Source organism: Candidatus Accumulibacter sp. ACC012, assembly GCF_907163155.1.
GTDB lineage: Bacteria > Pseudomonadota > Gammaproteobacteria > Burkholderiales > Rhodocyclaceae > Accumulibacter > Accumulibacter delftensis.
The window spans coordinates 305,174-327,506 of sequence record NZ_CAJQUC010000003.1; the positions used below are offsets into that span (position 1 = coordinate 305,174).

Here is a 22,333-nt window from a genome sequence, read left to right on the forward strand (position 1 = left end):
TAGACCACTGCTCGCTGCTTGTCCCGACCGGCGTCTTGACTGAAAAGCATGGACTTCAACACCGATCATTTCTCGCTGTTCGAGCTGCCGGCCAGCTTCCGGCTTGACGCGGCACTGCTCGACCGGCGCTACCTGGAGATGCAGTCGCGCGTTCACCCCGACCGCTTTGCGAGCGCTGGTGACGCCGAACGGCGCCTCTCCTTGCAGTGGGCAACACGGGTAAATGAAGCCTATCAGACGCTCAAAAAGCCGCTACCACGCGCCAGATACCTGTTGCACTTGTCAGACCACGACGTCGGCAGCGAGAACAACGTCTTGATGCCGACCGACTTTCTGATTGAACAGATGGAATGGCGCGAGGCGGTTGGCGAAGCGCGCCTGGCGGGCGAGCACCATGAGCTCGAGCATCTCCACCATCGCTTGCAACACGACATCGCCCAACGTTATGACGAGCTTGCGGCGTTATTTGACGACGCTCACGACCTCGAACAGGCGGCGGATCGCGTCCGGCGCCTGATGTTCATCGAGAAGCTGCTCGTCGAACTCGACGAGGCGATGATCGCCTGCGAAGAGTGAACACTGAACACTGAAGAGTAAATAGCGGCTACTGAACAGCAGGCAGCAAGTGCACGGCAGTCGCATCGCCTTGGTTTGCCTTGCGTCGTAAAGCTTATTCTCACACCGGTAACAAGTATCAGGACCTCAATTTCTTCATGGCGCTATTACAGATTGCGGAACCCGGCGAGTCAGCAGCGCCGCACGAGCATCGGCTGGCGGTCGGCATCGACCTCGGGACGACCAATTCACTGGTGGCGACCGTACGCAGCGGTCTGGCCGTCGTCCTTCGCGACGAACTCGGTCGTCCCCTGCTACCCTCGGTGGTCCGTTATCTGCCCGATGGCAGCAGCGAGCTCGGCTACGAGGCGCAGGCGCAGCAAGCGCTCGATCCGCGCAACACCATTGGTTCGGTGAAGCGCTTCATGGGCCGCGGCATTACCGATATCGCCAATCGCGAGGCCATGCCTTACGTCTTCGAGGACAGTCCGGGGATGCTGCGCCTGCATACCGTCGCTGGTGTGAAGAGTCCGGTTGAAGTCTCCGCAGACATCCTGCGTGTTTTGCGCTTGCGTGCCGAAGCGGCGCTGGGCGGCGCGCTGGTGGGCGCGGTGATCACCGTGCCGGCGTACTTTGACGAGGCGCAGCGGCAGGCGACCAAGGACGCCGCGAAGCTCGCCGGACTGGCGGTTTTGCGCTTGCTCAACGAGCCGACGGCGGCGGCGATCGCCTATGGGCTGGACAATGCCGCGGAGGGTGTCTATGCGGTCTATGACCTTGGCGGTGGCACTTTCGATATTTCGATTCTCAGGCTGTCGCGGGGAATCTTCGAGGTTCTGGCGACCGGCGGTGACTCGGCGCTTGGTGGCGACGATTTCGATCATCGCATCTTCTGCTGGATCATCGAAGCCGCTGATCTCAAGCCGCTCTCGGTCGAGGACGCCAGCATGCTGCTGGCACGGGCACGCGAAGCCAAGGAATACCTGACCGTACACGGTGTGGCGCCAATCAGCGCGCGTCTGACCAGCGGCGAGCGGGTTGAGCTGCAGTTGACCACCGGGATCTTCGCCGAGATCAGCCAGACGCTGGTTGCCAAGACCATTCAGCCGGTCAAAAAGGCGCTGCGCGACGCCGGCCTGTCGGTTAGCGACGTCAAGGGCGTGGTGATGGTCGGTGGTGCAACGCGCATGCCGCAGGTTCAGCGCGCGGTGGGCGAATTCTTCCGGCAGGACCCGCTCAACAATCTCGATCCGGACAAGGTCGTGGCCATTGGCGCGGCGACGCAAGCCAACCTCCTGGCCGGTAACCGTGCGGCCGGTGATGACTGGCTGCTGCTCGATGTGATTCCGCTGTCGCTAGGCCTGGAAACGATGGGCGGCCTGGTCGAGAAGATCATTCCGCGCAATGCGACGATTCCGACCGCGCGTGCGCAGGAATTTACGACTTTCCGCGACGGCCAGACGGCGCTGGCCATTCACGTCGTCCAGGGCGAGCGCGAGTTGGTCAGCGATTGCCGTTCGCTGGCGCGTTTCGAGCTGCGTGGCATCCCGCCGATGGTCGCCGGCTCGGCGCGCATCCGCGTCGCTTTCCAGGTTGATGCCGATGGCCTGCTGGCGGTCAGCGCTCGCGAGCAGGCTTCCGGGGTCGAAGCGAGCATCATCGTCAAACCCTCGTACGGCCTTTCCGACGACGAAATCGCCGGCATGCTCAAGGACTCGATGACGCACGTCAAGGACGACGCGCAGCGGCGCGCGTTGAAGGAATCGCAGGTCGACGCGCAGCGCCTGCTGGAAGCCGTGCGCGCGGCGCTCGCCGTCGACCGCGAACTGCTGACGGCCGACGAGTTGGCGCGCGTCGAGGAAGACATCGCCAAGCTCGAGAGCGCAGCGCTCGCCGACAACCGCCGCCAGATCATGCTGGCGATGGACGATCTCGAAGCCGACACCAAGGACTTCGCCGCCCGGCGCATGGACAAATCGATCCGGCGGGCCTTTGCTGGCCGCAACATCAACGAGCTTGATGGCGATTCCGTGGCCAGCAAGACGGGAGAAACCGCATGACCCAGATCATCGTCCTGCCGCACATCGAGCTGTGCCCGGACGGCGCCGTGTTCGACGCCCGGCCAGGCGAATCGCTGTGCCAGAACCTGCTCGAAAACGGCATCGCCGTCGAGCACGCTTGCGAAATGTCCTGCGCCTGTACCACCTGCCACGTCGTTGTTCGGGAAGGTTTCAACGCCCTCGAGCCTTCCGACGAAGTCGAAGACGACCTGCTTGACAAGGCCTGGGGCCTGGAGCCGAATTCGCGCCTGTCGTGTCAGGCGATGATCAATGACACGCCGCTGACCATCGAGATTCCGCGCTACTCGATCAACATGACCAAGGAAGGCAAGCGATGAAATGGACCGATATCAACGAGCTGGCCATCGAGCTCGTCGAAGCCCATCCGGAGGTCGATCCGCTGAAGATCAACTTCGTTGACCTGATGAACTGGGTCGTCGCTTTGCCCGGCTTCGAAGACGATACTCGCCACTGTGGCGAAAAAATTCTCGAGGCGATCCAGCAAGCCTGGATCGACGAGCTGGCATGAAGCCCGACGATAGCGGCGGGCAGCAGCGCAACGTCCTCGGTGGCCTGCTCGGCGCGTGCAGCGAGCATCCGATGACCGGGTTTTTTCGTGACGGCTGCTGTAACACCAGCGAGGAAGATTTCGGCAGCCATACCATCTGCGTGGTCGCCACCGCCGACTTTCTCGCCTTCTCCAAGGCCAGCGGTAACGACTTGTCGACACCGCGACCGGAATTCGGATTTGCCGGCCTGCAGCCCGGCGATCGTTGGTGCCTCTGTGCCGCCCGCTGGCAGCAAGCCCTGCTCGCCGGCAAGGCCCCACAGGTGGTTCTCAACGCCACCAACGAAGCCGCGCTGCTGGTCGTCAGCCTTGACGATCTCAAGCCGCACGCCATCGACCTGAACTGAAGCGCAGCGCACGAACCGGCGGACGCCGATGATCCGTGCTCTGGGCGTCGCGCGGGTGAACTCATTTCGACGACCCGCCACTCATCGATTGCTACTTCGAGCGCCTGCCTTGACCCCCTTGCAAACCGGCATCTGCCGTGCCCAGCCATGAATATCCGAGTCGCCACCTACAACATCCACAAAGGCGTCACCGGCATTCGTGGTCGGCCCCGCATTCACGACGTGCGGCAGGCACTGCAGGCGATCGACGCCGACATCGTCTTCCTCCAGGAAGTCCAGGACCGTAACGAGCGCCTGGCACATCACCCCGATCAGCCGCTGGGAACGCAGCTCGAGTATCTTTCCTTTGGCGCCTATGCGCATCGCGCCTACGGCATGAACGCGGTTTACCCGCACGGGCATCACGGCAACGCCATTCTCTCGCGCCACCCCATCGTCGACTTCGTCAACCACGACATCTCCGACCACGTGCTCGAAAAGCGCGGCCTGCTGCACGCCGTGATGCGCGTCGGCAGTGGCCAGGGCAGCGCGGTACATCTGATCTGCCTGCACCTCGGCCTGATCAAACGCAGCCGCCTTCGCCAGGCGACTTTTCTGGCTGACCTGGTGCAGCGCGAAGTCCCACCGGACGCGCCGCTGATCATTGCCGGCGATTTCAACGATTGGCAGCAGCGTGTCGACGGCCTCCTGCGTGCCCGTCTTGGCGTCGAGGAAGTGGCGGTCGCGGCCAGGGCTGCCTCACCCGCCAAAACCATGCTCAACTGGCTGCTTACCTGGCGCAGCGGCAAGCGCCCGGGCGCTGGCGTTTCCCGCACTTTCCCCAGCTTCGCCCCGTGGCTGACCCTGGACCGCATCTACGTGCGCGGCTTCGAGGTCCTCGACATGCATGTCCCCAACGGCCTGGCGTGGGCGCGCTGCTCGGATCACGCGCCGCTGGTTGCCGAGTTGAAACTCTGAGCAGCCTGCGGGGGCGCGCTGTTTCGCGCTTGATCGAGGTGGATCTGGCTCAATCTTTCTGGGCAATTCCCGGCGGTAGTACGACCTTGGCGATACGTTTCGCCAGGGTGTAGATCCTGCGCATCTGGTCGACGAAGGACATCTGCATGCGCACCAGAGTGAGGTAGTCCGGATCATCAGTGGCGACAAGCCGTGTCGCTTTTCTCTCCAGCAAGCGCTCGCTCTGGTCGCGGATGGTGTCCTTCATGATCATCACCGATTCCGCTGCTCGCTGGTCATTGTCGCGAATGGCCTGTACCGCCAGTCCCACAGACTTCAGTGTGGACTCATAGAGCTCGATCAATATCGTTCGGGTTTCGCCTTCCGTCGCGGACTTGATGTTCACCAGCTTGCGGGCCAGGGCAACCATATCGGTTTCGATGACGTCGGCCAGATTTTCCAGATTGTCAGTGGCCACCATCAACTGCTGCATTTCGGCGCTTTCCCGTTCGGTCATGTGGCCGACGCGAATCCTGCCCAGATAGCGAAAGATCTCCGCCTCCAGAATATCCACCTCGTCGTCGCGACGGGCGATGTCCTCGATGCGCTCAAGGTCTCGATCTCTGAGTGCCGGCCCGACGTCGCGCAACATGCCGATCGTGATCTCGCCAACCCGCCCCAGTTCCAGGCGCACCGCTTGCAGCGCCACCGATGGTGCTTCCAGCGCGCCATCATCGAGGTATTGGGCTTGCACGATTACCCCCGTGCGCGGTCTGGTACCGCCCGCTCGGCCATCTTGGCGAACCAGCCGGTGAAGCCGATGAACAGCACCGTGTTGAGGACGTTGAAAAGCGTGTTCGCATTGGCGATCTGGCGTGGGACTTCGGCCGCCGCTCTGGCGGCGCCCTGTAACTCCGGGCTGGCGGGTGAAACCCACACCGACAGGTCAGCCAGTAGCCAGATTACCGGCAACCAGATCAGGGTGCCGATGACATTGAAGGCCACGTGCACCACCGAGGCCCGCGTCGCTTCTGCGGACTTGCTGCTCAGGATACCCATGAAGGCCGTCGTCGCAGCGGTGCCGATATTGGCGCCGAGTGCCAGTGCGATGCCGGCCGGCAGTGCCAGCAAGCCTTCACTGGCCATGGCGATGGCGATACCCACCGTCGCCGCCGATGACTGCACGATGGCAGTGAACAGCGCGCCGGCGGCAATGCCCGCGAGCGGGTTCTCGAGTCCTTTGAGGATGACCAGGAAGGGCTCATAGGTGCGCAGTGGCGTCATGCCGCTGCTCATCAGGCCCATGCCGTAGAAGACCAGGCCGAGGCCCATGATCATCATGCCGTAGTACTTCACTTTTTCCCGCTTGGCGCTGAACATCATGAAAAAGCCGATGGCGACCGGACCGAGGGAATAGGCGGAAAGGTTGAAGGCAAGTAGCTGCGCGGTCACGGTGCTGCCGATGTTGGCGCCCATGGTCACGCCGACCGATTGCGTCAGGGTCATGAAGCCGGCACTGATGAAGCCGACCACCAGCAGCGTGGTGACCGTCGAGGAATTGAGTATGCCAGTCACAAATGCGCCGGTCAGGGCACCCGTGAAGCGATTGGTGGTGAGCTTGGCGAGCACCGTTTTCAATGCCTGGCCAGCGGCTTTCTTCATGCCTTCCGATAACAACTGCAGGCCACCGAGAAACAGCGCCAGGCCGCCGAAAAGACCCAGGAACAGCTGCACCCAGTCCGGGGATTCGGCAGCGACATCGGGCTCGACGGCAAATGCCGAGAAGGCGATCGCCAGCAGCAATACCGGCACGCCGATACGCAGCAGGGAGAGCTGGAGATTCGGGAAGGCGGGCGGGGCAGCTGGCAGTGATCTCATCGGTACCCTTTGCAGAAACTTGGTGACGGGAAGTTGGCCGCAGAAAAGCTTTGCCGCGACTGCAGAAAGTGCCACGCAGCTTCGCTGTTGCGCAATGGAACAGACAATGACCGCCGATGAGTATAGGAGGCGTGCACCAGGGCGGTCAATCGAGCGGCACAGCCGCACTGCCGCAGCAGTACCTGCCTGGCGAAGGCGGCGACACGAAGCGGGCTGATGGCGGCGGCGCGCCTCGCCACCGTCTCGGCACCGGCGCGATAGCTGTGGCGTTGCAGCAATTGCGCCCGTACCGAGGGAAAAGTAGCTGGTCGCGCTATGAACTGAAGAGTTCTAGTGGCCATGATGCGGGGTTGTGCACCGCACCAAAAAAGGTGTTATAGTGGCCTCAATTGCTTACCTTATAACGCTTCCCAGAAGCTCCATGTATATCGTAGATGATCCAACCCTGGCGCTGATTGCTCGGTTTTTGGGCGATGTCGCGTCTGAAGCTTACTCTGATGAAGAGTTCTTCAACCGCCAGCTCAGCGCTGTCGAAGCCTACGTCGAGGGTTTCCCCGAGGACGAACGCGACGCGCGAGCCCTGGAGTGGATCGAGGGCAACGCCATGCACTATCGCCAGCAGTGGCAGAAGCAGACGGCGATCAGCACGTTGGCGAGTCGACGCTGTCCCGATTGCCCACTGGCCGGTGGTCACCAGGAAAAACCTTGTGCCATCCACCGCCGTTGGTTGCGGCTCCTTGAGCGCTACGCCGCGGACAAGCTCTCTTCACATGAATATGTCGAAATGAGCCTGGCGTTATTGGCGGCCCACAAGAGCTGGCTGAAAGTGACTCGGCGTCGCGAGCCCGCGGATTCGGCGCGGTCGTCGGCCTTGTACGCCAGCTGACTGGCAGGCGCGGAGCGCCGCTTCCCCCTCAAGCAACAGATTTCGCCAAGAAAATGAGCACATCTGTGCATTTGTCCCTCCTTCTAAAGCGGTGTTGTTGGCGATACTTGCCACACGCGGTCGCTGGCGGAAAGGTGACCGTAGGCGATTAAGGCGATTGCCGGAAAAGAACGTACCAGATTGCGCCGGATTTTCGGTCGGCTTCAAGGCGCGACAACAGACGCATAGTCGAACTATGTAACTGTTGTCGCAACACAGAAGACGGGCAAAAAGACAAGCTAGATAGTATGTTCTTTGACAGAAATCGCCTAAGGCCTGGTGTAGGCAGCGGGCGCCGGGGGGAAGAGTCAAACCGCTGGACCATGCAGCCGTTTTCTCGAACTGAGGAGCGGGCAAGAAAGGAGTCTGGAAATGAAAGTGATGATGATCGTTGACGGCGACTGTTGCGGATTGAAGATCGATCCGGAGGATGACGAAGGTAGCGCCTTGCTTGCCGCCTTTGGAATCACGGGTACGTTCTACCGCCGGCTCGGCGGCACACAGGTACCGCTTGCCTTGTCAGCAAAGCAACTGAGCGCGAGCTACGAGGGGACGCCGGCGGAAGTCGATTGAGCTGCCGCGCGACCGAGCCAGCGGCTTCTTGCTGGCTTGCTGGCTTCCTGACTAACGCGCGACCGAGCCAGCGGCTTCTTGCTGGCTTCCTGACTAACGGTCATGACATGTCGAGACACCCCTGATGATGAAAGCCATGACCGTTTTCCCTCTTCCCCTGACCCTTCTCCCGCGAGGGGAGAAGGGAGTTTCGTGAGTCGCTTGCGCGACTTTCACATTAACGGTCATGACACGTGGAGACACCCCAAATCATGAAAGTCATGACCGTTTCCCTCTTCCCCCGGCCCTTCTCCCGCGAGGGGAGAAGGGAGTTTCGTGAGTCGCTTGCGCGACTTTCACATTAAACTGCGGCCACTGGCTCACCGCCGAGGGCCGCCAGCAGATCGTCAAGCAGTTGCGCGACTTCGCCGCTCATCAGGGTGAAGTCGAGGTCGAAGCGCTCGTCTTCGTTGTCCGCCTGGCCGTCGGCCTGCTCCTTGAGGATGTCGAGGAAGGCCAGTCGTTTGATCTGCAGGTTGTCGTCGAGAACGAAGGAAATGCGGTCGTTCCAGGTCATCGCCAGACGTGTGACCACCTTGCCGGCCTCGATATGCTGCCGGATTTCCTCGCCTTCCAGGCTGTGCTTGACGTAGCGCACGGTCGCTTTTTCGGCGGAGCGCAGTTCGAGATCCTGGTCGAGCGTGAAGCCCGCCGGCGCTTCGCCGCCGGCCACCCAGCCGGTCATCGCCGCCGACGGCGACTGGATGACCTTGAGTACTTTGGCAGGTACGCCGTCGACCGACTTGCGCAGATGTTCGAGCAATTCCTCGGCTTTCGCCGGCGACGCCGAATCGATCACCAGCCAGCCGTTGCCCCGGTCAATCCAGGCGAAGCTGATGCGCCCGCGAACAAAGGCCCGCGGCAGCAGTTCGAGAGTCATCTCTTCCTGGATTTCACGCATTTCCTTGCGCCCGATGCGGCGCCCTTCGGCCTCTTCGATGGCTTTTGCCTTGTCGCTGGCAAAACGCTTGACGATCGATGCCGGCAGCAGCTTTTCTTCGACACCGAGGGCCAGCAGCCATTGCTGGTTGACCGAATGGATCAGCGCGCCGCCGTCGCGTGGCGCTACCCAGCCGATGCTGCGTGGATCGGTCGCACTGCACCCTTGCAGCGTCAGGCGGGCAAGCTGTTCTTCCAGCGCGGCGGCATCAATGGCCCAGTTCTTGGGGAGGCGGTAGAGATAAAGGTTCTTGAACCACATGGGCGGACTCGAAATCGGAAAAAGGCGGCAATTATAGGCCTGAATCGGCGGCTTCTTGCCAGCTCAACTTTACCCGCCTGCCCGCGCGCGGTAGGTCAGCCGCTGGTCGCCAGGGCGAGCAGGCGAGGAAACTCGGCTGCGCGGCAGAGGCAAAGCCAGGCCACGCAGCGCTCCGCTGGCCTCGGTTGCGCGCGGGGGCTGACAACACAGGCTGGTCGCGGTTAGAATGCCGCACTTGCGCCGGCGCTTCGGGCCGGTGTGCTTGCCAAGTGGCTATGCCGGGAGTGCGTTTTTGTGCATGGTCGTGCGTGCGCTTGACTTGGCGACGGGCAGTGCCCAGGTGGCGAAATTGGTAGACGCAGCAGGTTTAGGTCCTGCCGCCGCAAGGTGTGGGGGTTCGATTCCCTTCCTGGGCACCACAAGGCTAGACGCAGCAAGGGTTTCAGGGCGGTCCGTGTAATTTCCCGTGTAAGAGTTGCAGTTATCCACAGGTTTTGGGCTGGTTACGTGGCCCGCTGTAACCATTGACGGATGAATTGCGCCACGGTTTTGATGTTTCAATGCTCACGCAAGTTGATGGCGTTAATGTGAAAGTCGCGCAAGCGACTCACGAAACTCCCTTCTCCCCTTGCGGGAGAAGGGGCAGGGGAAGAGGGAAACGGTCATGACTTTCATGATTTGGGGTGTCTCCACGTGTCATGACCGTTAATGTGAAAGTCGCGCAAGCGACTCACGAAACTCCCTTCTCCCCTTGCGGGAGAAGGGGCAGGGGAAGAGGGGTTTTTGATCGGGTGCATAGGCACCACTAGCAAGTTCTATGTGATTCTATCTAAAACAAGATAGACATTGTTAGATATGCCCGGAGCCATCATCCGGCAGCAAACATCAAACCTTCACTAGCTTCATCACCTCGTCCCCCAGGTGGTTGATCACCTTCACGGCGATTCGCCCGGACTTCGGCTTGTCGAACGGCCGCGAGGTGTCGCTGTTGAGGGTTGCTGTGCTACTCTGCGCAGCACCCCGCCATAAATCGAGATTTCATGGTCCGTTGCCACCTCGTCGAACTGATGCGCCGCCACCAGCTGAAAACGACCGAGTTGGCGCGGCTGGCGCACGTCAATCGCAGCACGGTGGCCGCCTTGACGCGCGATCGGGCGACCCGGGTCGATCTCGCCGCGCTGGAGCGAATCTGCACGGTCCTCGGCTGCGGGCTCGGTGATTTGCTGGAAATCGTTCCGGACGAGCCTCCGCAAAACGACAACCTGCCGACTGCCGGAGCGACCTGAATGCCCATGAGCCTCAGTCGCTGGCAGGCCGTCGCCCAGTCGCAGTTCGCCTGGGAGCGCGAGGCACTGGACTGGCTGCGCAAGCAGCTACCCGATCGCGAACCCTGGCACGCCTGGACCAACTTTGAATTCATTGACGAGGAGGGCAAGGTCAACGAGGTTGACGCGCTGATCCTCACCCCGGCGGGTCTCTTCCTCATCGAGATCAAGAGCCGGCCCGGCGTCGTCACGGGCGACGCGCACACCTGGCTGTGGGTCACCGACGGTCGTGAACGGGCCTGCGACAACCCGCTGATCCTCGCCAACCGCAAGGCGAAGCGACTGGCCAGCCTGTTGCGGCGGCAGTCATCGGTATTCAAGGCGAAGCTGCGCTTGCCCTTTGTCGAGCCGCTGATCTTCCTGTCGGCTACCAGCCTTGACTGCAAACTCGGTGGCACGGCCCGCTCGGGCACCTATCTCCGCGGTCAGCCGGACAGCGAGTCCGATACCGGGATCATCGACGCGCTACAAAACGGAACCGCCAGTGCCCGCGCGATGCAGCTCGGCCGCGTTGATCATCAACACGCCCGGGTGCTCGCTCGGGCCATGGCAGAGGCCGGCATCAGGCCTTCGAACAAGCATCGCAAGGTGGCCGATTACCAGCTCGGCGCGCTGTTGTCGGAAGGAGGCGCCTACCAGGACTGGGAAGGCACGCACACCGCGATGGAGGCCGTGCGCCGGCGTATTCGCATCTACACGGTCGCCGCTGCCGCCACTGCCGATGCGCGCAAGTCGCTGGTTCGCCAGGCGCAGCGCGAGTTCCAGATTCTCGAAGGCATCGATCACCCGGGCATCGTCAAGGTCAAGGACTACCAGGACACTGAACTCGGCCCGGCGCTGATCTTCGATCACGACCCCAGGGCAATCCGGCTCGACTTCCTGCTGCGCGAAGGGGGGCAACAGCGAGGCCAACAACTCAACGTAGACCAGCGCCTGCAGATCGTCCGTGACCTGGCCGAGACACTCAAGCATGCCCACCAGAAGCGCCTCTACCACCGCGCCCTGTGCCCGCAGAGCATCCTGGTTCAGGATGTCGCCGGCGCAACGCCACGGCCGCGCATCATGAACTGGCAGACGGGCACACGCGAGGGCACGCAAGGCACCGACAGCGTCGATCCGGCGCGGCGCACCGTCGGCGGCACCATGCACGTCGAGGAGTATGTCGAGGACCCCGGCCTGGTCTATCTGGCTCCTGAAACCTCGCAGTCCGAGGCGCAGCACGGCCCCAGCCTGGACGTCTTCAGCCTCGGTGCGATCAGCTATCACGTCTTCTCCGGCCGGCCGCCGGCCAGCTCGGTGCTCGATCTCGCCGAAAAGTTGCGCATCGGCCAGGGCCTGCGCCTGTCGGACGTGCTCGACGGTTGCGGCAAGCAGCTGCAGGACCTCATCCAGTACAGCACCCATCCCGACGTGATGGGCCGCTACGGCAGCATCGACGAATTCCTGCAGGACCTCGACAAGGTCGTCGATGAACTGACCACCCCGGAGCCCGAGGCCACCGTCGATCCGGCCGATGCCAAACCCGACGAGCGCATCGAAGGCGGCTTCACGGTTATCCGCAAAATGGGCCGGGGCTCGTCGGCCGACGTGCTGCTGGTCCGCGAGGACGCCAGAAGCGAAGAGCTGATCCTCAAGGTCGCCCTCGATGCCAGCCTCAATGACCGTCTCGGCGCCGAGGGCGAAGCGCTCGCCAAGCTTCGTCATCCGAACATCGTCGAGTGGCAGCGCACGCTTACCGTCAATGGTCGGACGGCACTGCTGATGCACCAGGCCGGCGAAAAGACCTTGGCATTCGGCATCCGCGAAGAAGCCCGCCCGTCGCTCGACCTGCTGCAACGTTTCGGTGAACAGCTGATTCAGGCGGTCGACTACCTCGACCAGCAAGGCGTCCCCCACCGCGACATCAAGCCCGACAACATCGGCATGTCGCAGGCCGGCTCCCGCGGCAAGCTGCAACTGGTGCTGTTCGATTTCTCGCTTACCAGCAGCTCGGCCGAAAACATCGCCGCCGGCACCCACCCCTACCTCGACCCCTTCCTCTCGCTGCGCAAACCGGCGCGCTGGGACCTGCAGGCGGAGCGCTTTGCGCTCGCCGTCACCCTGCACGAAATGCTCACCGGTGTGCTGCCGCGCTGGGGCGATGGCAAGACACAGCCGTCGATGCTCGATTGCGAAGCGACGCTGGCCAGCGAGCGTTTCGATCCCTTGTTGCGCGACGCTTTCACCACCTTCTTCGCCAAGGCGCTGAACCGCAATCCGCAGCATCGCTTCGACAACGCCGAAGAGATGCTGCGCGACTGGCGCCACATTTTCGAGGCGGGCGCGTCGGCAAGCCAGCAGTCGGCTGACCCCTTCGACGCCGTCGCGCGCCTGGCCACCGCCAGCACCAACATGGCCGAACTGGGCTATAGCGTCGAAGCGCAGAACGTGCTCGAAGCGATGGCCATCCACAACGCGCGCGAGTTGCTGGCCGTCGATCGCGTCCGCTTCCGCTATCTGCGCGGCGTCGGCGATCGCATCCGCAAGGAAATCCGCCTCAAGGCCAAAGCCCTGGCGGCCATCCGGCCGGACCTCGTGCAAGGCCGCCCAACGCTGCACGAGGTCGACGACGATGCGGCCGCGGCCGGCGCCATCAGCGTCAACGAGCTGGCCGCGCAGTTGCTGCCACGTCGCCCGGCCGGCGACGATCGTGTCGAAGAAGCCGCACTGGCCATCTACCTCGGCCTGGAAGAGGCCGAAGCTTCGACCCCATGCACGCCATCGCCCCTATGGACGCCGCTGGGCGTTGCCGCCAAAGCGCTGGCTATCGACCGCAACGAGCTTTCCGCCGCCTTGCTGAAAGCGCGCGAGCGCTGGCTGAAAACGCCGCAGCTCACCGAACTGCGCAACCACTTCGAAAGCCTGCTTTCCACCCAGGGCGGGGTGATGACCGTACCCGAGCTGGCGTCGGCGCTGCTCGCCATGCGCGGCTGCGCCTCGCAGGACGACGCCGAGCGGATGCGTCTGGCCACCGCCGTCGTTCGCGCCTGTTGCGAAGCCGAAGCCCATCTGGAGCGTCTGCGTTTTCAGGAATTCGAACACCGCCCCCTGCCGCTGATCGCCGTTTCCGCAGCGCTCGCCGAATACGCCCGCCGGCTCGGCGCATCGGCGGACGCCTGTGCGCAAGCGGAACCCTTGCTGACCCCGCAGCGAGCCCTCGAAACCCTGCAGTCGGTGTCCGCGCCGGAGGCCAATCCGGCTCTTTCGGCGCAGCGCCTGTTGCGCCTGGCCACCGCCGCAGCGCTGCGCGCGGCGCTGTCCAGCCGGCAGGAAATCTATCCGCGCGGCATGGCCGCTTCTCTGGCCTTGCGCCAGTCGCTCGGTGCGCTGATGGGGGTGCGTTTTCTCAAGCCGAAGGACGTGCAGGATCGCGTCGCCGGCCGTTACCCGGAAGCACAGCCGCTGCCGCGCCGCCCACTCCTCGACACGCTGCTGGCCGATGTCGGCGCGCTGCTGGTGTGGAGCGACGACGCCCCGGCCGGTCCGGGCTACCTGCCCTCGACGCAAGCACTCGGTCCGTCGGCGGGTACTACCACGCAATATTCCCGCGCCACCACGGCCATGGAGCGCGGCTTGCCGGCAGCGGATGCTGGCGCCAACGAGACCTCCGCCGCTGCCATCGAGGCAGAGAAGCTGGAAGAACGCCTCGCCCATGCGCAAAAGGCGGGTGGCCTTCTCGTGCTCACCGTCGAGCCGCGGCTGGCGCACCCTGTCGAAACCGAATTGCTGCGCCGTTTCGGCCGTCAGCGGGTGAGCTTCGAGACCCTCATGCTCAAGGCCCTGCGCGAGCAGGCCGCAGCCTTGAAGGTCAATTGGAATGTCGTGCTGATGGCCGACGCCGCCGCTCCCGCCCCCAGCAGCAGCGACTGGAGCCGCCTGATGCGCCTGGTGCACAAGGCACTGCCGCAGGTAAAGCAGGCGCTCCTCGAAGCCACGGCGCCGGTGCTGCTGGTCAATTCCGGTCTGCTCGCCCGTTATGACTTGATGCCGCTGATCACCGACCTGCGCGACGAAGTCGGCCGGCCGGGCAAGCTCGCCAGCCTGTGGATGCTGCTGCCGATGGCGGCCACCGGCCTGCCGACCATCGACGATGTCCCCGTACCGGTCATCACTTCCAGCCAGTGGGCGAATGTTCCCGTCGCCTGGGCCAGGAACCTGCATCGTGCACCCTCCGCCGCCGCCGCGGCTTGAACGCAGAAATTGCGCACGAATTGAAGTCCTCCGATGATCGATGCCAAAATCCTGCTCGCTGACCTGACCCGCCTGCTCAAGCGCCTCGAAGACGACCTGCGCGAACGCGTGCTCAACCCCGCCAGCGAAGTGCCGGAGTTGCGCATCCAGCTTCAGGCCGAGTGGCAGGCGGCGCGTGACGCCGGGCGCACGGCCGAGACTTTCGAATCCTGGGCCGGGCAGGTCATCACCCAGGCCGGGGTGCACTGGCTGCTGAGCTGCGTGTTTTTGCGTTTCATCGAAGGCAACGGGCTGGTGGAGCGGCCGTGGATCGGCGGCACGCCGCAGTCGGGCCGGCTGGCCCTGGCGCGCGACCGGCATGAGGCCTACTTTCGCGAACATCCGCACCAGAACGACCGCGACTACCTGATCGCGTGTTTCCAGGAGGCCGGCGCCTTGCCGGGCCTGCACACTTTCTTCGACGGCGCCCACAACCCGGTCTTTCGCCTCGGCATCAGCGGCGATGCGGCGATGGCAGTGATGCAGTTCTGGCAGGAGGTTGCCGCCGATTCCGGGGCGCTGATTCGCGACTTTACCGATCCGAGCTGGAATACCCGCTTTCTTGGCGATCTGTACCAGGATCTGAGCGAGGCCGCGCGCAAGCGTTATGCGCTGCTGCAGACGCCCGAGTTCGTCGAGGAGTTCATCCTCGACCGGACGCTCACCCCGGCGCTCAACGAGTTCGGCTATCGCCAGGTGCGCATGATCGATCCCACCTGCGGCTCGGGGCACTTCCTGCTGGGCGGCTTCCATCGCCTGGTCGAAGAGTGGGCAAGCAAGGAGCCCGGCCGCAATCGTCGCGACGTGGCCCAGAAAGCGCTGGATGCGGTGGCCGGCGTTGACCTGAATCCGTTCGCCGTCGCCATCGCGCGTTTCCGCCTGCTGCTGGCCGCACTGCAGGCCAGCGACGTGCAGCGAATCGCCGAGGCGCCGGATTTCAGGATTCATGTCGCCATCGGCGACAGCCTGCTGCACGGCACGCGCTTTGGACTGACTGCCACGGACGACATGTTCCAGGGCGCCGAGAATTTTGCCGATACCGGCCTGGCGCATGCCTACGCCAGCGAAGACCTGGCTGAAGTGCAGGAGATTCTCGGCCGGCAATACCACGCGGTGGTCGGCAACCCGCCGTACATCGTCGTGCGCGACGCAGCGCTGAACGCGACCTATCGCCAGCACTACGCCAGCTGCCATATGAAGTATTCGCTGGGCGCGCCGTTCACCGAGCGCTTCTTCGAACTGGCAGTCACTGGCCGCGATGCACGGCCGGCCGGCTACGTCGGCCTGATCACCACCAACTCATTCATGAAGCGCGAGTTCGGCAGCAAGCTGATCGAGCAGGTACTGCCGCGTCTGGACCTGAGCCATGTGGTCGACACCTCGGGCGCCTACATCCCGGGGCACGGCACGCCGACGGTGATCCTGTTCGGCCGGCATCGGGCGCCAGTGGGCGACGGCGTGCGTACGGTGATGGGCATCAAGGGTGAGCCGAGCACGCCAGACGATCCGGCGCATGGGCTGGTGTGGTCGGCGATCCTGGGTCAGATCGACCAGGTGGGGTCCGAGAGCGAGTTCGTTAGCGTGGCGGACACGGGGCGCGATGTTTTCGCCAAGCATCCGTGGAGCATCGGTGGAGGTGGGGCCGCCGAGGTGCTCGATTTCTTGAACGAGCACGCTTCTATCACGCTTGGATCTCTGACCAGCGCAATCGGTCGCACGACGCATACAGGTCAGGATAACGTGTTCTTCGTCCCGCCGGCGTGGGTACGTAGGTCGGCGTTGACGAGTTGCTCAGTTGGCCTCGTCGAGGGGGAAGGCATCCGTGACTTCAGTCTATCAACTGACACAATGGCCTTGTTCCCGTATGACCTGCAGACGTGCGACGTCTTGAATACGCTCCCCCAATCACTAGAACGTCACTTTTGGATATACCGCCGCGTGCTGCAGGAGCGAAGCGACTATGGCAACTACATTGAAGCGCGAGGTCTCCGATGGTACGAGCACTCGATGTTTTTTCCTGAGCGCTTTAAGACTCGGTTAGGTATTGCCTTTCCCTTCGTTGCCACCCACAACCACTTCGTCCTCGACCGCGGCGGCAAGGTCTTCAAGCAGACGGCGCCGGTCATCAAGCTGCCCGCCGGAGCCAGCGAGGACGAGTACCTGGGGCTGCTCGGGCTGCTCAACTCGTCGGTAGCGTGCTTCTGGTTGAAGCAGGTGTGCTTTAACAAGGGTATGGGGGAACAACCATGGGCGGATCGGTACGAGCACGATTCGGGAAAGGTTGCAGAACTGCCGTTGCCAACTTCACGTCCGTTGGAGGTTGGTCGTCGACTAGACAGGCTTGCTCGCGATATCAATGACTGCCTACCGGCCGCCCGCTTCTACCTCGCCGCTGAAGGTTCGCAGCCTCTTCCGAGGCGCCAAGCCCTTGACGAGATGCGTGACCGTGCCGCCGAGCTGCGTCGCCACGCGATCACGTGGCAGGAGGAGCTTGACTGGCATTGCTACCACATCTACGGCTTGCTGCCAGCCGGCGGCGACCCCTCGACCTACCAGGACCTAGCGGCGCCCGAGGTCGCGCACGGCGAACGTGCCTTCGAGATCGTGCTCGCCCGCCGCCTAGCCGCCGGCACCGAGACCACGACCTGGTTCGAGCGCCACGGCTCGATACCCGTCACCGAGATCCCGGCCCGCTGGCCCGAGGATTACCGCCAGGTCGTGCAGCGGCGCATCGAGCTGATCGAAAGCGACCGCAACATCGGCCTGATCGAGCGCCCGGAGTACAAACGCCGCTGGAACACGCCGGCGTGGGATTCGCTGGAGCAGGCCGCGCTGCGCGACTGGCTGCTGGCCCGCCTGGAGTCTCCTCGCTATTGGCCGCGCCTGGACGGCAGCGGCAGCGACGCCACTCCGCAGCTGCTGTCCACCAGCCGGCTCGCCGACGCCGCCGGGCGCGATGCCGAGTTCATGCAGCTCGCCGCGCTGTACGCCGGCCATGCCGATTTCGATCTGAACCAGCTCGTCGCTAAACTCGTCGCCGCCGAGTCAGTGCCCTTCCTACCTGTGCTGCGTTACACCGACACCGGCCTGCGCAAACGTGCCCAGTGGGAAGACACCTGGGCCCTGCAGCGCCGCGAGGACGCTGGCGAGAACGTCGGCAAGATCCCGGTGCCGCCCAAGTACCAGAGCAGGGACTTCCTGAAGACCGACTTCTGGCGCCTGCGCGGCGGCCTGGACGTCCCCAAAGAGCGCTGGATCAGCTACCCCGGCTGTGAACGCGGTGCCGACGGCAGCCTGGTCATCGCCTGGGCCGGCTGGGACCATCTGCAGCAGGCCACCGCCCTGGCGACGTACTTCATCGACATGAAGGAAAACGAGGGCTGGAGCCGCGAACGCCTGCAACCCTTGCTCGCCGGCCTGCTCGAACTGGTCCCCTGGCTCAAACAGTGGCACAACGACATGAACCCCGATTTCGGCGCACGCATGGGCGACTACTACGAGAGCTTCGTCACCGACGAGGCGCGAGCGCTGCAATTCACGCTCGATAACCTTCACGCCTGGAAGCCGGCGGCTACCGCTGCCAGACGAGGACGGAGAAAGGCCAAGCAATGAGTTTTGCTACACCGGCAGCGCAAAGGCCCGTGGACTACAAAGCGGCTGCACGTCGTCATCTTGCTGACGCGTCGGTGCTGATGCACGCCGAGAGTGCACCGAATGCTGGACAGCTATTGGGATTTTCGGTCGAGTGCGGTCTCAAGGCCTTGCTTGTCGCGTCTGGCGCGTCAGTTGACCAGGACGGAAACATCCTGAAGGCGAGCGGGTTCCGTGAGCACCTGCCGAAACTGGCAACGCTGATCTCGGCCATCGCGACACTGCCTGATGGCCGACTCTTGGGTAGCTTCCAGGCACGGATGCCGAGTCTCGCTGCGCTGCAAGATTGGCACGTCGATCACCGATACTGGCGGGAGTCGGCGCTGCCTCTGGCATCCTTGTCAGCTTGGGAACTGGCGGCCCGGGAGGTCGATGCCATGCTGGATCAAGCTACTGCAGATGGAGTGCTGTGATGAAAATCGTTAGATTCAACGACGCCTTGCGTATTGCGGCGCTGGCGGCAACCGATGCCGGGCTGCCTGTGCAGTGGCCCGTCGGTCTGGTGCGAGATGTCTACGGCCGACTCCGGTTCGCCGTCAATGCCGAGCGCGCAGATTACCCGGAGCCTGCCCGCCTGCAACTCGAGTCTCGCACTGCTCAACTTGGGGCGTTTGCAACCTCGGAGCGGGTTCTATTTCGCGACGACTTCTCGGATGCCGACGCTTTGTTCTCGCATCCTGACTGGCATCAGACCCTTGTGGTAGGCAATGTTGAGGACGAAGAGGAGGTGGGCGGCCTGGCCCCGGAGATTCCAGTGCCCTTGCTTGACAGGCAGGTCACTGGCCAGGACTGGCTGCGCACCGAAGCGAGCGAATCAGGAGTAGCGCATCCGCCGCGAATCGTGTTCTACGGCCTCAAAGGGGGCGTTGGTCGATCGACTGCGCTGGCCATGCTGGCATATCGCCTGGCGCGCGACGGCAAGCGGGTTTTACTGATTGACTTTGACCTCGAATCGCCCGGCCTGTCTGGGTTGTTGCTCCCGGAAGAGCGAGTGGCGCCTTTTGGACTAGTGGACTGGTTTGTCGAGGATGCCGTCGGTCAAGCTGATGACGTCTTGTTTGACCTTGTCTCGGACAGCCCGCTCGCAGAGCAGTCGACGGGGTCTATTCGGGTTGCTGCCGCGATGGGCAACGGCGAGACCGCCTATTTGGCAAAACTTGCGCGTGTCTATGCCGATGTGCCCAATCCCGGTGGTGGTGTGCAGCGATTCGCGCAACGCATGCAGCGCGTTGTGGAGGCTCTCGAGGCCCAGGAAAAACCGGATGTTGTGCTGATTGACAGCCGTGCTGGCCTTCATGATGTGGCGGCGGTATCCATCGCTGGCCTGGCAACGGTGGCACTGCTTTTCGCCACCAACTCTCCGCAAAACTGGCAAGGCTACCGGCAGCTTTTCGCCCACTGGCAACACCGGCCGGAAGTCCTGCGGCACATCCGATCGCGACTTGCCATCGTTCAGGCGTTGTTCCCTGAGACCGATCAGGCGGCGAGAGCCGCACGATTTGTGCAGCAGTCGTACGACCTGTTTGCTGACCATCTCTATGACCAGATCGAGCCGGGCGACACAACCCCCACCGATGCGTTTACGTTCGACATGAATGACCAGGCTGCACCGCACTTTCCATGGCGCGTGCGATGGAGCCCCAGGTTGCAGGAGTTCGACCCGCTGCTTCGAGTTGAAGATGGGGGCGCGGACAACACGGATATCGAGCTGGCCTTCGGTCCCTTTTTTCAAGAAGTGATTTCTGCAGTATCGGGAGGCTGAGATGCGGGAGGCGGAACGACTAAGACAAGCGCTGAGGGAATCACTGCCTGAAGTCGATCACGCGGGCGCTGATCCAGATCGTGAGCCCGCGTTTACTTACGTACCTCCCAGCCACGCCAAGGCCCTGGATCCGGACGTAAGCGTCGTGGAGGGGATCCGTGGTTCAGGGAAGAGCTTCTGGTGGGCGCATCTTTCATCCGAACCACATCGCAAGTTCATCGGTGCCGCCTTTCCAGAGACGCGTTTTGGCGACCAGGTGAAAGTCGAGCAGGGGTTTGGTGCGCAGCCATCGTCAACGGACGCTCCGAGCCAGGAGGTTCTAGCGGAGCTTGTGGAGGCAGGCTACTCTGCGCGGGCCATCTGGCGCGCCGTTCTCGCCCACAAGGCGCAATTTGGGGCTCCCTTTCCAGCGGCAGCCAAGTGGCGAGATCGAGTTCAGTGGGTCCGATCGAACGCAGAAGACTTCGATGAACTCCTGCTGAAGGCTGATCAAGCGCTGCAAACTGATGGCAAGACCCTTGTCATACTGTTTGACGCCCTGGATCGACTGGGGGACGAGTGGGCCACCATTCGTCCCTTGGCGAAAGGACTGCTGCAGATTGCGCTGGATGTCCGTGCAACGAAAAGAATCCGCCTCAAGGTTTTCGTGCGCCCTGACATGCTGCAGGACCGCGAAATCATCGGTTTCCCGGATGCCTCGAAGTTGCTCGCGCGCAAGGCGGCTTTGGTATGGCGACGGGCCGACCTCTATGCCCTATTGTTCCAATGCATGGGCAATGCAAATAACGGTGGACGAGAATTCCGGCAAGTGTGTCAAGACAGTTTAGGGTTGGCCTGGACAAGTTCGGTTGATGCGTGGGTATTGCCATTGTCCTTGCGCACGGACGAGGCAGTTCAGGAGCAGGCCTTCATACAACTTGCTGGCAAGGCCATGGCGTCGGGACCCAGTGGATACAAGCGCGGCAAACCCTACACCTGGCTCGTCAACCACCTTCAAGACGGACTCGATCAAGTCAGCCCGCGAAGCTTCTTTGCGGCGATTCGACACGCTGCAGACAAGACGTCCGATGCCACTAGCCTTCCTCTCGACTACAAGGCTATTCAGTCTGGAGTACAGGCTGCGTCGCAGATCCGGGTCAATGAGATCACCCGGGAAGACTACCCGTGGGTGGAAATCGTGATGCAGCCGCTCAAGGGCAGGCTAACCGTCCCATGTACGGCCAAGGATGTGGAAGTGCTCTGGAACAACGACAAGACGCTGCAACAATTGCGCGACCGACTGAAGCAGTCTGGATTTGGCGTGAAACTTCCGCCCCAACAGCTCGACGAGGGTGTTGAAGGCGTGCTGAGTGATTTGGAGTCTCTAGGGCTGATCAAGCGCCTGTCCGATGGTCGCGTGCAGATGCCCGACGTGTACCGCATTGCATTTGGTCTCGGCCGTCGTGGCGGGGTCAAGCCGTTGAGATGAGACGCTTACTTGCCTATCGGCAATGCAGATCGACCGTTAAGTGTTTGCAGCCGGGCGAATTGAACAAAGGAGTTTTCGCATGCAAGCTATAGAACTCGAAACCACGATTTCGGCCCAGGGCAGCATCTTGCTGCCTCCCGATTGCCAGGCCTTCTACGGCCGTCATGCGCGGATGATATTGCTTTTGGATGATGAAACGCCGACCCCCGCGCCGCAAACCCAGCGCACTGAGCGTCAGGCAGCCATGCGTCAGGCGCTGGACGCCGTTGCGCAGGCCGGAATGTTTGCCCATATCGACGACGCCGCCGACTGGCAGCGGGAGCAACGCGCCGAGCCCACACAACCGGGGCGCGAGGACTGAGCCATGTGGCTGGCTGACAGCAATATCCTGATTCGCGCCGTAGCACGACCGGGTCATCCACTACAGGACTGGCTACTGAATAATCTGCCCGCAATTTCGGTCGTTACGCGTATCGAAACGCTTGGCTATCATCGCCTTGGTGTCGACGAGGAAAAGTTGCTGCAAGCCTTGTTGGGTGCATTCGACGAGTATCAGATCGGGCCGCAAACCGTCAGTCTCGCCATTAGTCTGCGACGGCAGCGGAAAATGACGCTCGGCGATGCCCTGGTCGCCGCGACCTGTCTCGAACACGGGCTGCAATTGGCGACACGGAACGTCAGAGATTTCGACTGGATTCCCGGCCTTCGCGTCGATTCACTGAGCGAAATTCCACTTTGATGCCACCTGCGAAGTCGCCTTCCGCCAAGCTTGGCGG

General features: G+C 62.8%; 19 protein-coding genes and 1 tRNA gene. 17 read left to right on the forward strand and 3 right to left on the reverse strand.

Annotated elements, in window-relative coordinates:
• Positions 1-48 precede the first annotated feature (48 nt).
• The 6 genes from hscB (at position 49) to QZ648_RS04880 (ending at position 4,487) form a co-directional block, all read left to right on the forward strand.
• Positions 49-576, forward strand: coding sequence for a Fe-S protein assembly co-chaperone HscB (hscB, locus tag QZ648_RS04855; RefSeq protein WP_291996270.1), 528 nt, complete (start codon positions 49-51; stop codon positions 574-576).
• Positions 577-713: 137 nt separating this feature from the next.
• Entirely contained in the window at positions 714-2,615 is a 1,902-nt protein-coding gene (gene hscA, locus QZ648_RS04860; RefSeq protein ID WP_291996271.1) for a Fe-S protein assembly chaperone HscA, read from the forward strand.
• Positions 2,612-2,953, forward strand: a complete 342-nt coding sequence (gene fdx, locus QZ648_RS04865) for an ISC system 2Fe-2S type ferredoxin (RefSeq protein ID WP_169067953.1) — start codon at positions 2,612-2,614, stop codon at positions 2,951-2,953. The genes hscA and fdx overlap by 4 nt, the downstream gene beginning before the upstream one ends.
• Entirely contained in the window at positions 2,950-3,144 is a 195-nt protein-coding gene (iscX, locus tag QZ648_RS04870; RefSeq protein WP_291996272.1) for a Fe-S cluster assembly protein IscX, read from the forward strand. Before fdx ends, iscX begins: the two co-directional genes overlap by 4 nt.
• Positions 3,141-3,530, forward strand: a complete 390-nt coding sequence (locus tag QZ648_RS04875; protein ID WP_291996273.1) for a DUF2237 domain-containing protein — start codon at positions 3,141-3,143, stop codon at positions 3,528-3,530. The genes iscX and QZ648_RS04875 overlap by 4 nt, the downstream gene beginning before the upstream one ends.
• 147 nt (positions 3,531-3,677) lie before the next feature.
• The gene (locus QZ648_RS04880) at positions 3,678-4,487 is read left to right on the forward strand and encodes an endonuclease/exonuclease/phosphatase family protein (protein ID WP_291996274.1); all 810 of its coding nucleotides are present in this window, start codon (positions 3,678-3,680) and stop codon (positions 4,485-4,487) included.
• A 49-nt stretch (positions 4,488-4,536) separates the two neighbouring features.
• Here the strand turns inward: QZ648_RS04880 and QZ648_RS04885 are convergent, their stop codons facing one another.
• Positions 4,537-5,220 carry a PhoU domain-containing protein gene (locus QZ648_RS04885; protein ID WP_291996275.1) on the reverse strand — a complete coding sequence of 228 codons (684 nt, stop codon included), beginning with the start codon at positions 5,218-5,220 and terminating at the stop codon, positions 4,537-4,539.
• A 2-nt stretch (positions 5,221-5,222) separates the two neighbouring features.
• Positions 5,223-6,344, reverse strand: coding sequence for a Na/Pi symporter (locus tag QZ648_RS04890; protein ID WP_291996276.1), 1,122 nt, complete (start codon positions 6,342-6,344; stop codon positions 5,223-5,225).
• 421 nt (positions 6,345-6,765) lie between these two features.
• Here QZ648_RS04890 and QZ648_RS04895 point away from each other — a divergent pair, with 421 nt between their 5' ends.
• Both QZ648_RS04895 and QZ648_RS04900 read left to right on the forward strand, forming a co-directional pair.
• Positions 6,766-7,230: a hypothetical protein gene (locus QZ648_RS04895; protein WP_169067950.1), complete on the forward strand. Its 465-nt coding sequence runs from the start codon at positions 6,766-6,768 to the stop codon at positions 7,228-7,230.
• Between the two features lie 411 nt (positions 7,231-7,641).
• Entirely contained in the window at positions 7,642-7,842 is a 201-nt protein-coding gene (locus QZ648_RS04900) for a hypothetical protein (RefSeq protein WP_169067949.1), read from the forward strand.
• A gap of 340 nt (positions 7,843-8,182) precedes the next feature.
• On the opposite strand, the gene QZ648_RS04905 is transcribed toward QZ648_RS04900, so the two are convergent.
• The gene (locus tag QZ648_RS04905; RefSeq protein WP_169067948.1) at positions 8,183-9,082 is read right to left on the reverse strand and encodes a recombination-associated protein RdgC; all 900 of its coding nucleotides are present in this window, start codon (positions 9,080-9,082) and stop codon (positions 8,183-8,185) included.
• A 334-nt stretch (positions 9,083-9,416) separates the two neighbouring features.
• On the opposite strand from QZ648_RS04905, the gene QZ648_RS04910 reads away from it, so the two are divergent.
• From QZ648_RS04910 to QZ648_RS04950, 9 genes are all read left to right on the forward strand, one after another.
• Positions 9,417-9,501: transfer RNA gene (locus QZ648_RS04910), tRNA-Leu, on the forward strand.
• A gap of 621 nt (positions 9,502-10,122) precedes the next feature.
• Positions 10,123-10,368 carry a helix-turn-helix transcriptional regulator gene (locus tag QZ648_RS04915; RefSeq protein WP_291996277.1) on the forward strand — a complete coding sequence of 82 codons (246 nt, stop codon included), beginning with the start codon at positions 10,123-10,125 and terminating at the stop codon, positions 10,366-10,368.
• Positions 10,369-14,637 (forward strand): BREX system serine/threonine kinase PglW, encoded by a 4,269-nt coding sequence (gene pglW / locus QZ648_RS04920; RefSeq protein ID WP_291996278.1) that lies wholly within the window; start codon positions 10,369-10,371, stop codon positions 14,635-14,637. It abuts the gene before it with no gap.
• Between the two features lie 33 nt (positions 14,638-14,670).
• On the forward strand, positions 14,671-18,288 hold the full coding sequence (pglX, locus tag QZ648_RS04925; protein WP_291996279.1) for a BREX-2 system adenine-specific DNA-methyltransferase PglX: 3,618 nt from the start codon (positions 14,671-14,673) through the stop codon (positions 18,286-18,288).
• Between the two features lie 29 nt (positions 18,289-18,317).
• Entirely contained in the window at positions 18,318-18,740 is a 423-nt protein-coding gene (locus QZ648_RS04930; RefSeq protein WP_291996280.1) for a hypothetical protein, read from the forward strand.
• On the forward strand, positions 18,740-20,089 hold the full coding sequence (locus QZ648_RS04935; RefSeq protein ID WP_291996281.1) for an AAA family ATPase: 1,350 nt from the start codon (positions 18,740-18,742) through the stop codon (positions 20,087-20,089). Before QZ648_RS04930 ends, QZ648_RS04935 begins: the two co-directional genes overlap by 1 nt.
• A gap of 1 nt (position 20,090) precedes the next feature.
• A complete protein-coding gene (locus QZ648_RS04940) occupies positions 20,091-21,557 on the forward strand; it encodes a hypothetical protein (protein WP_291996282.1) in 1,467 nt (488 codons plus the stop codon).
• A 40-nt stretch (positions 21,558-21,597) separates the two neighbouring features.
• A complete protein-coding gene (locus tag QZ648_RS04945; RefSeq protein WP_291996283.1) occupies positions 21,598-21,918 on the forward strand; it encodes a hypothetical protein in 321 nt (106 codons plus the stop codon).
• A 3-nt stretch (positions 21,919-21,921) separates the two neighbouring features.
• The gene (locus QZ648_RS04950) at positions 21,922-22,296 is read left to right on the forward strand and encodes a type II toxin-antitoxin system VapC family toxin (protein WP_291996284.1); all 375 of its coding nucleotides are present in this window, start codon (positions 21,922-21,924) and stop codon (positions 22,294-22,296) included.
• Positions 22,297-22,333 lie beyond the last annotated feature (37 nt).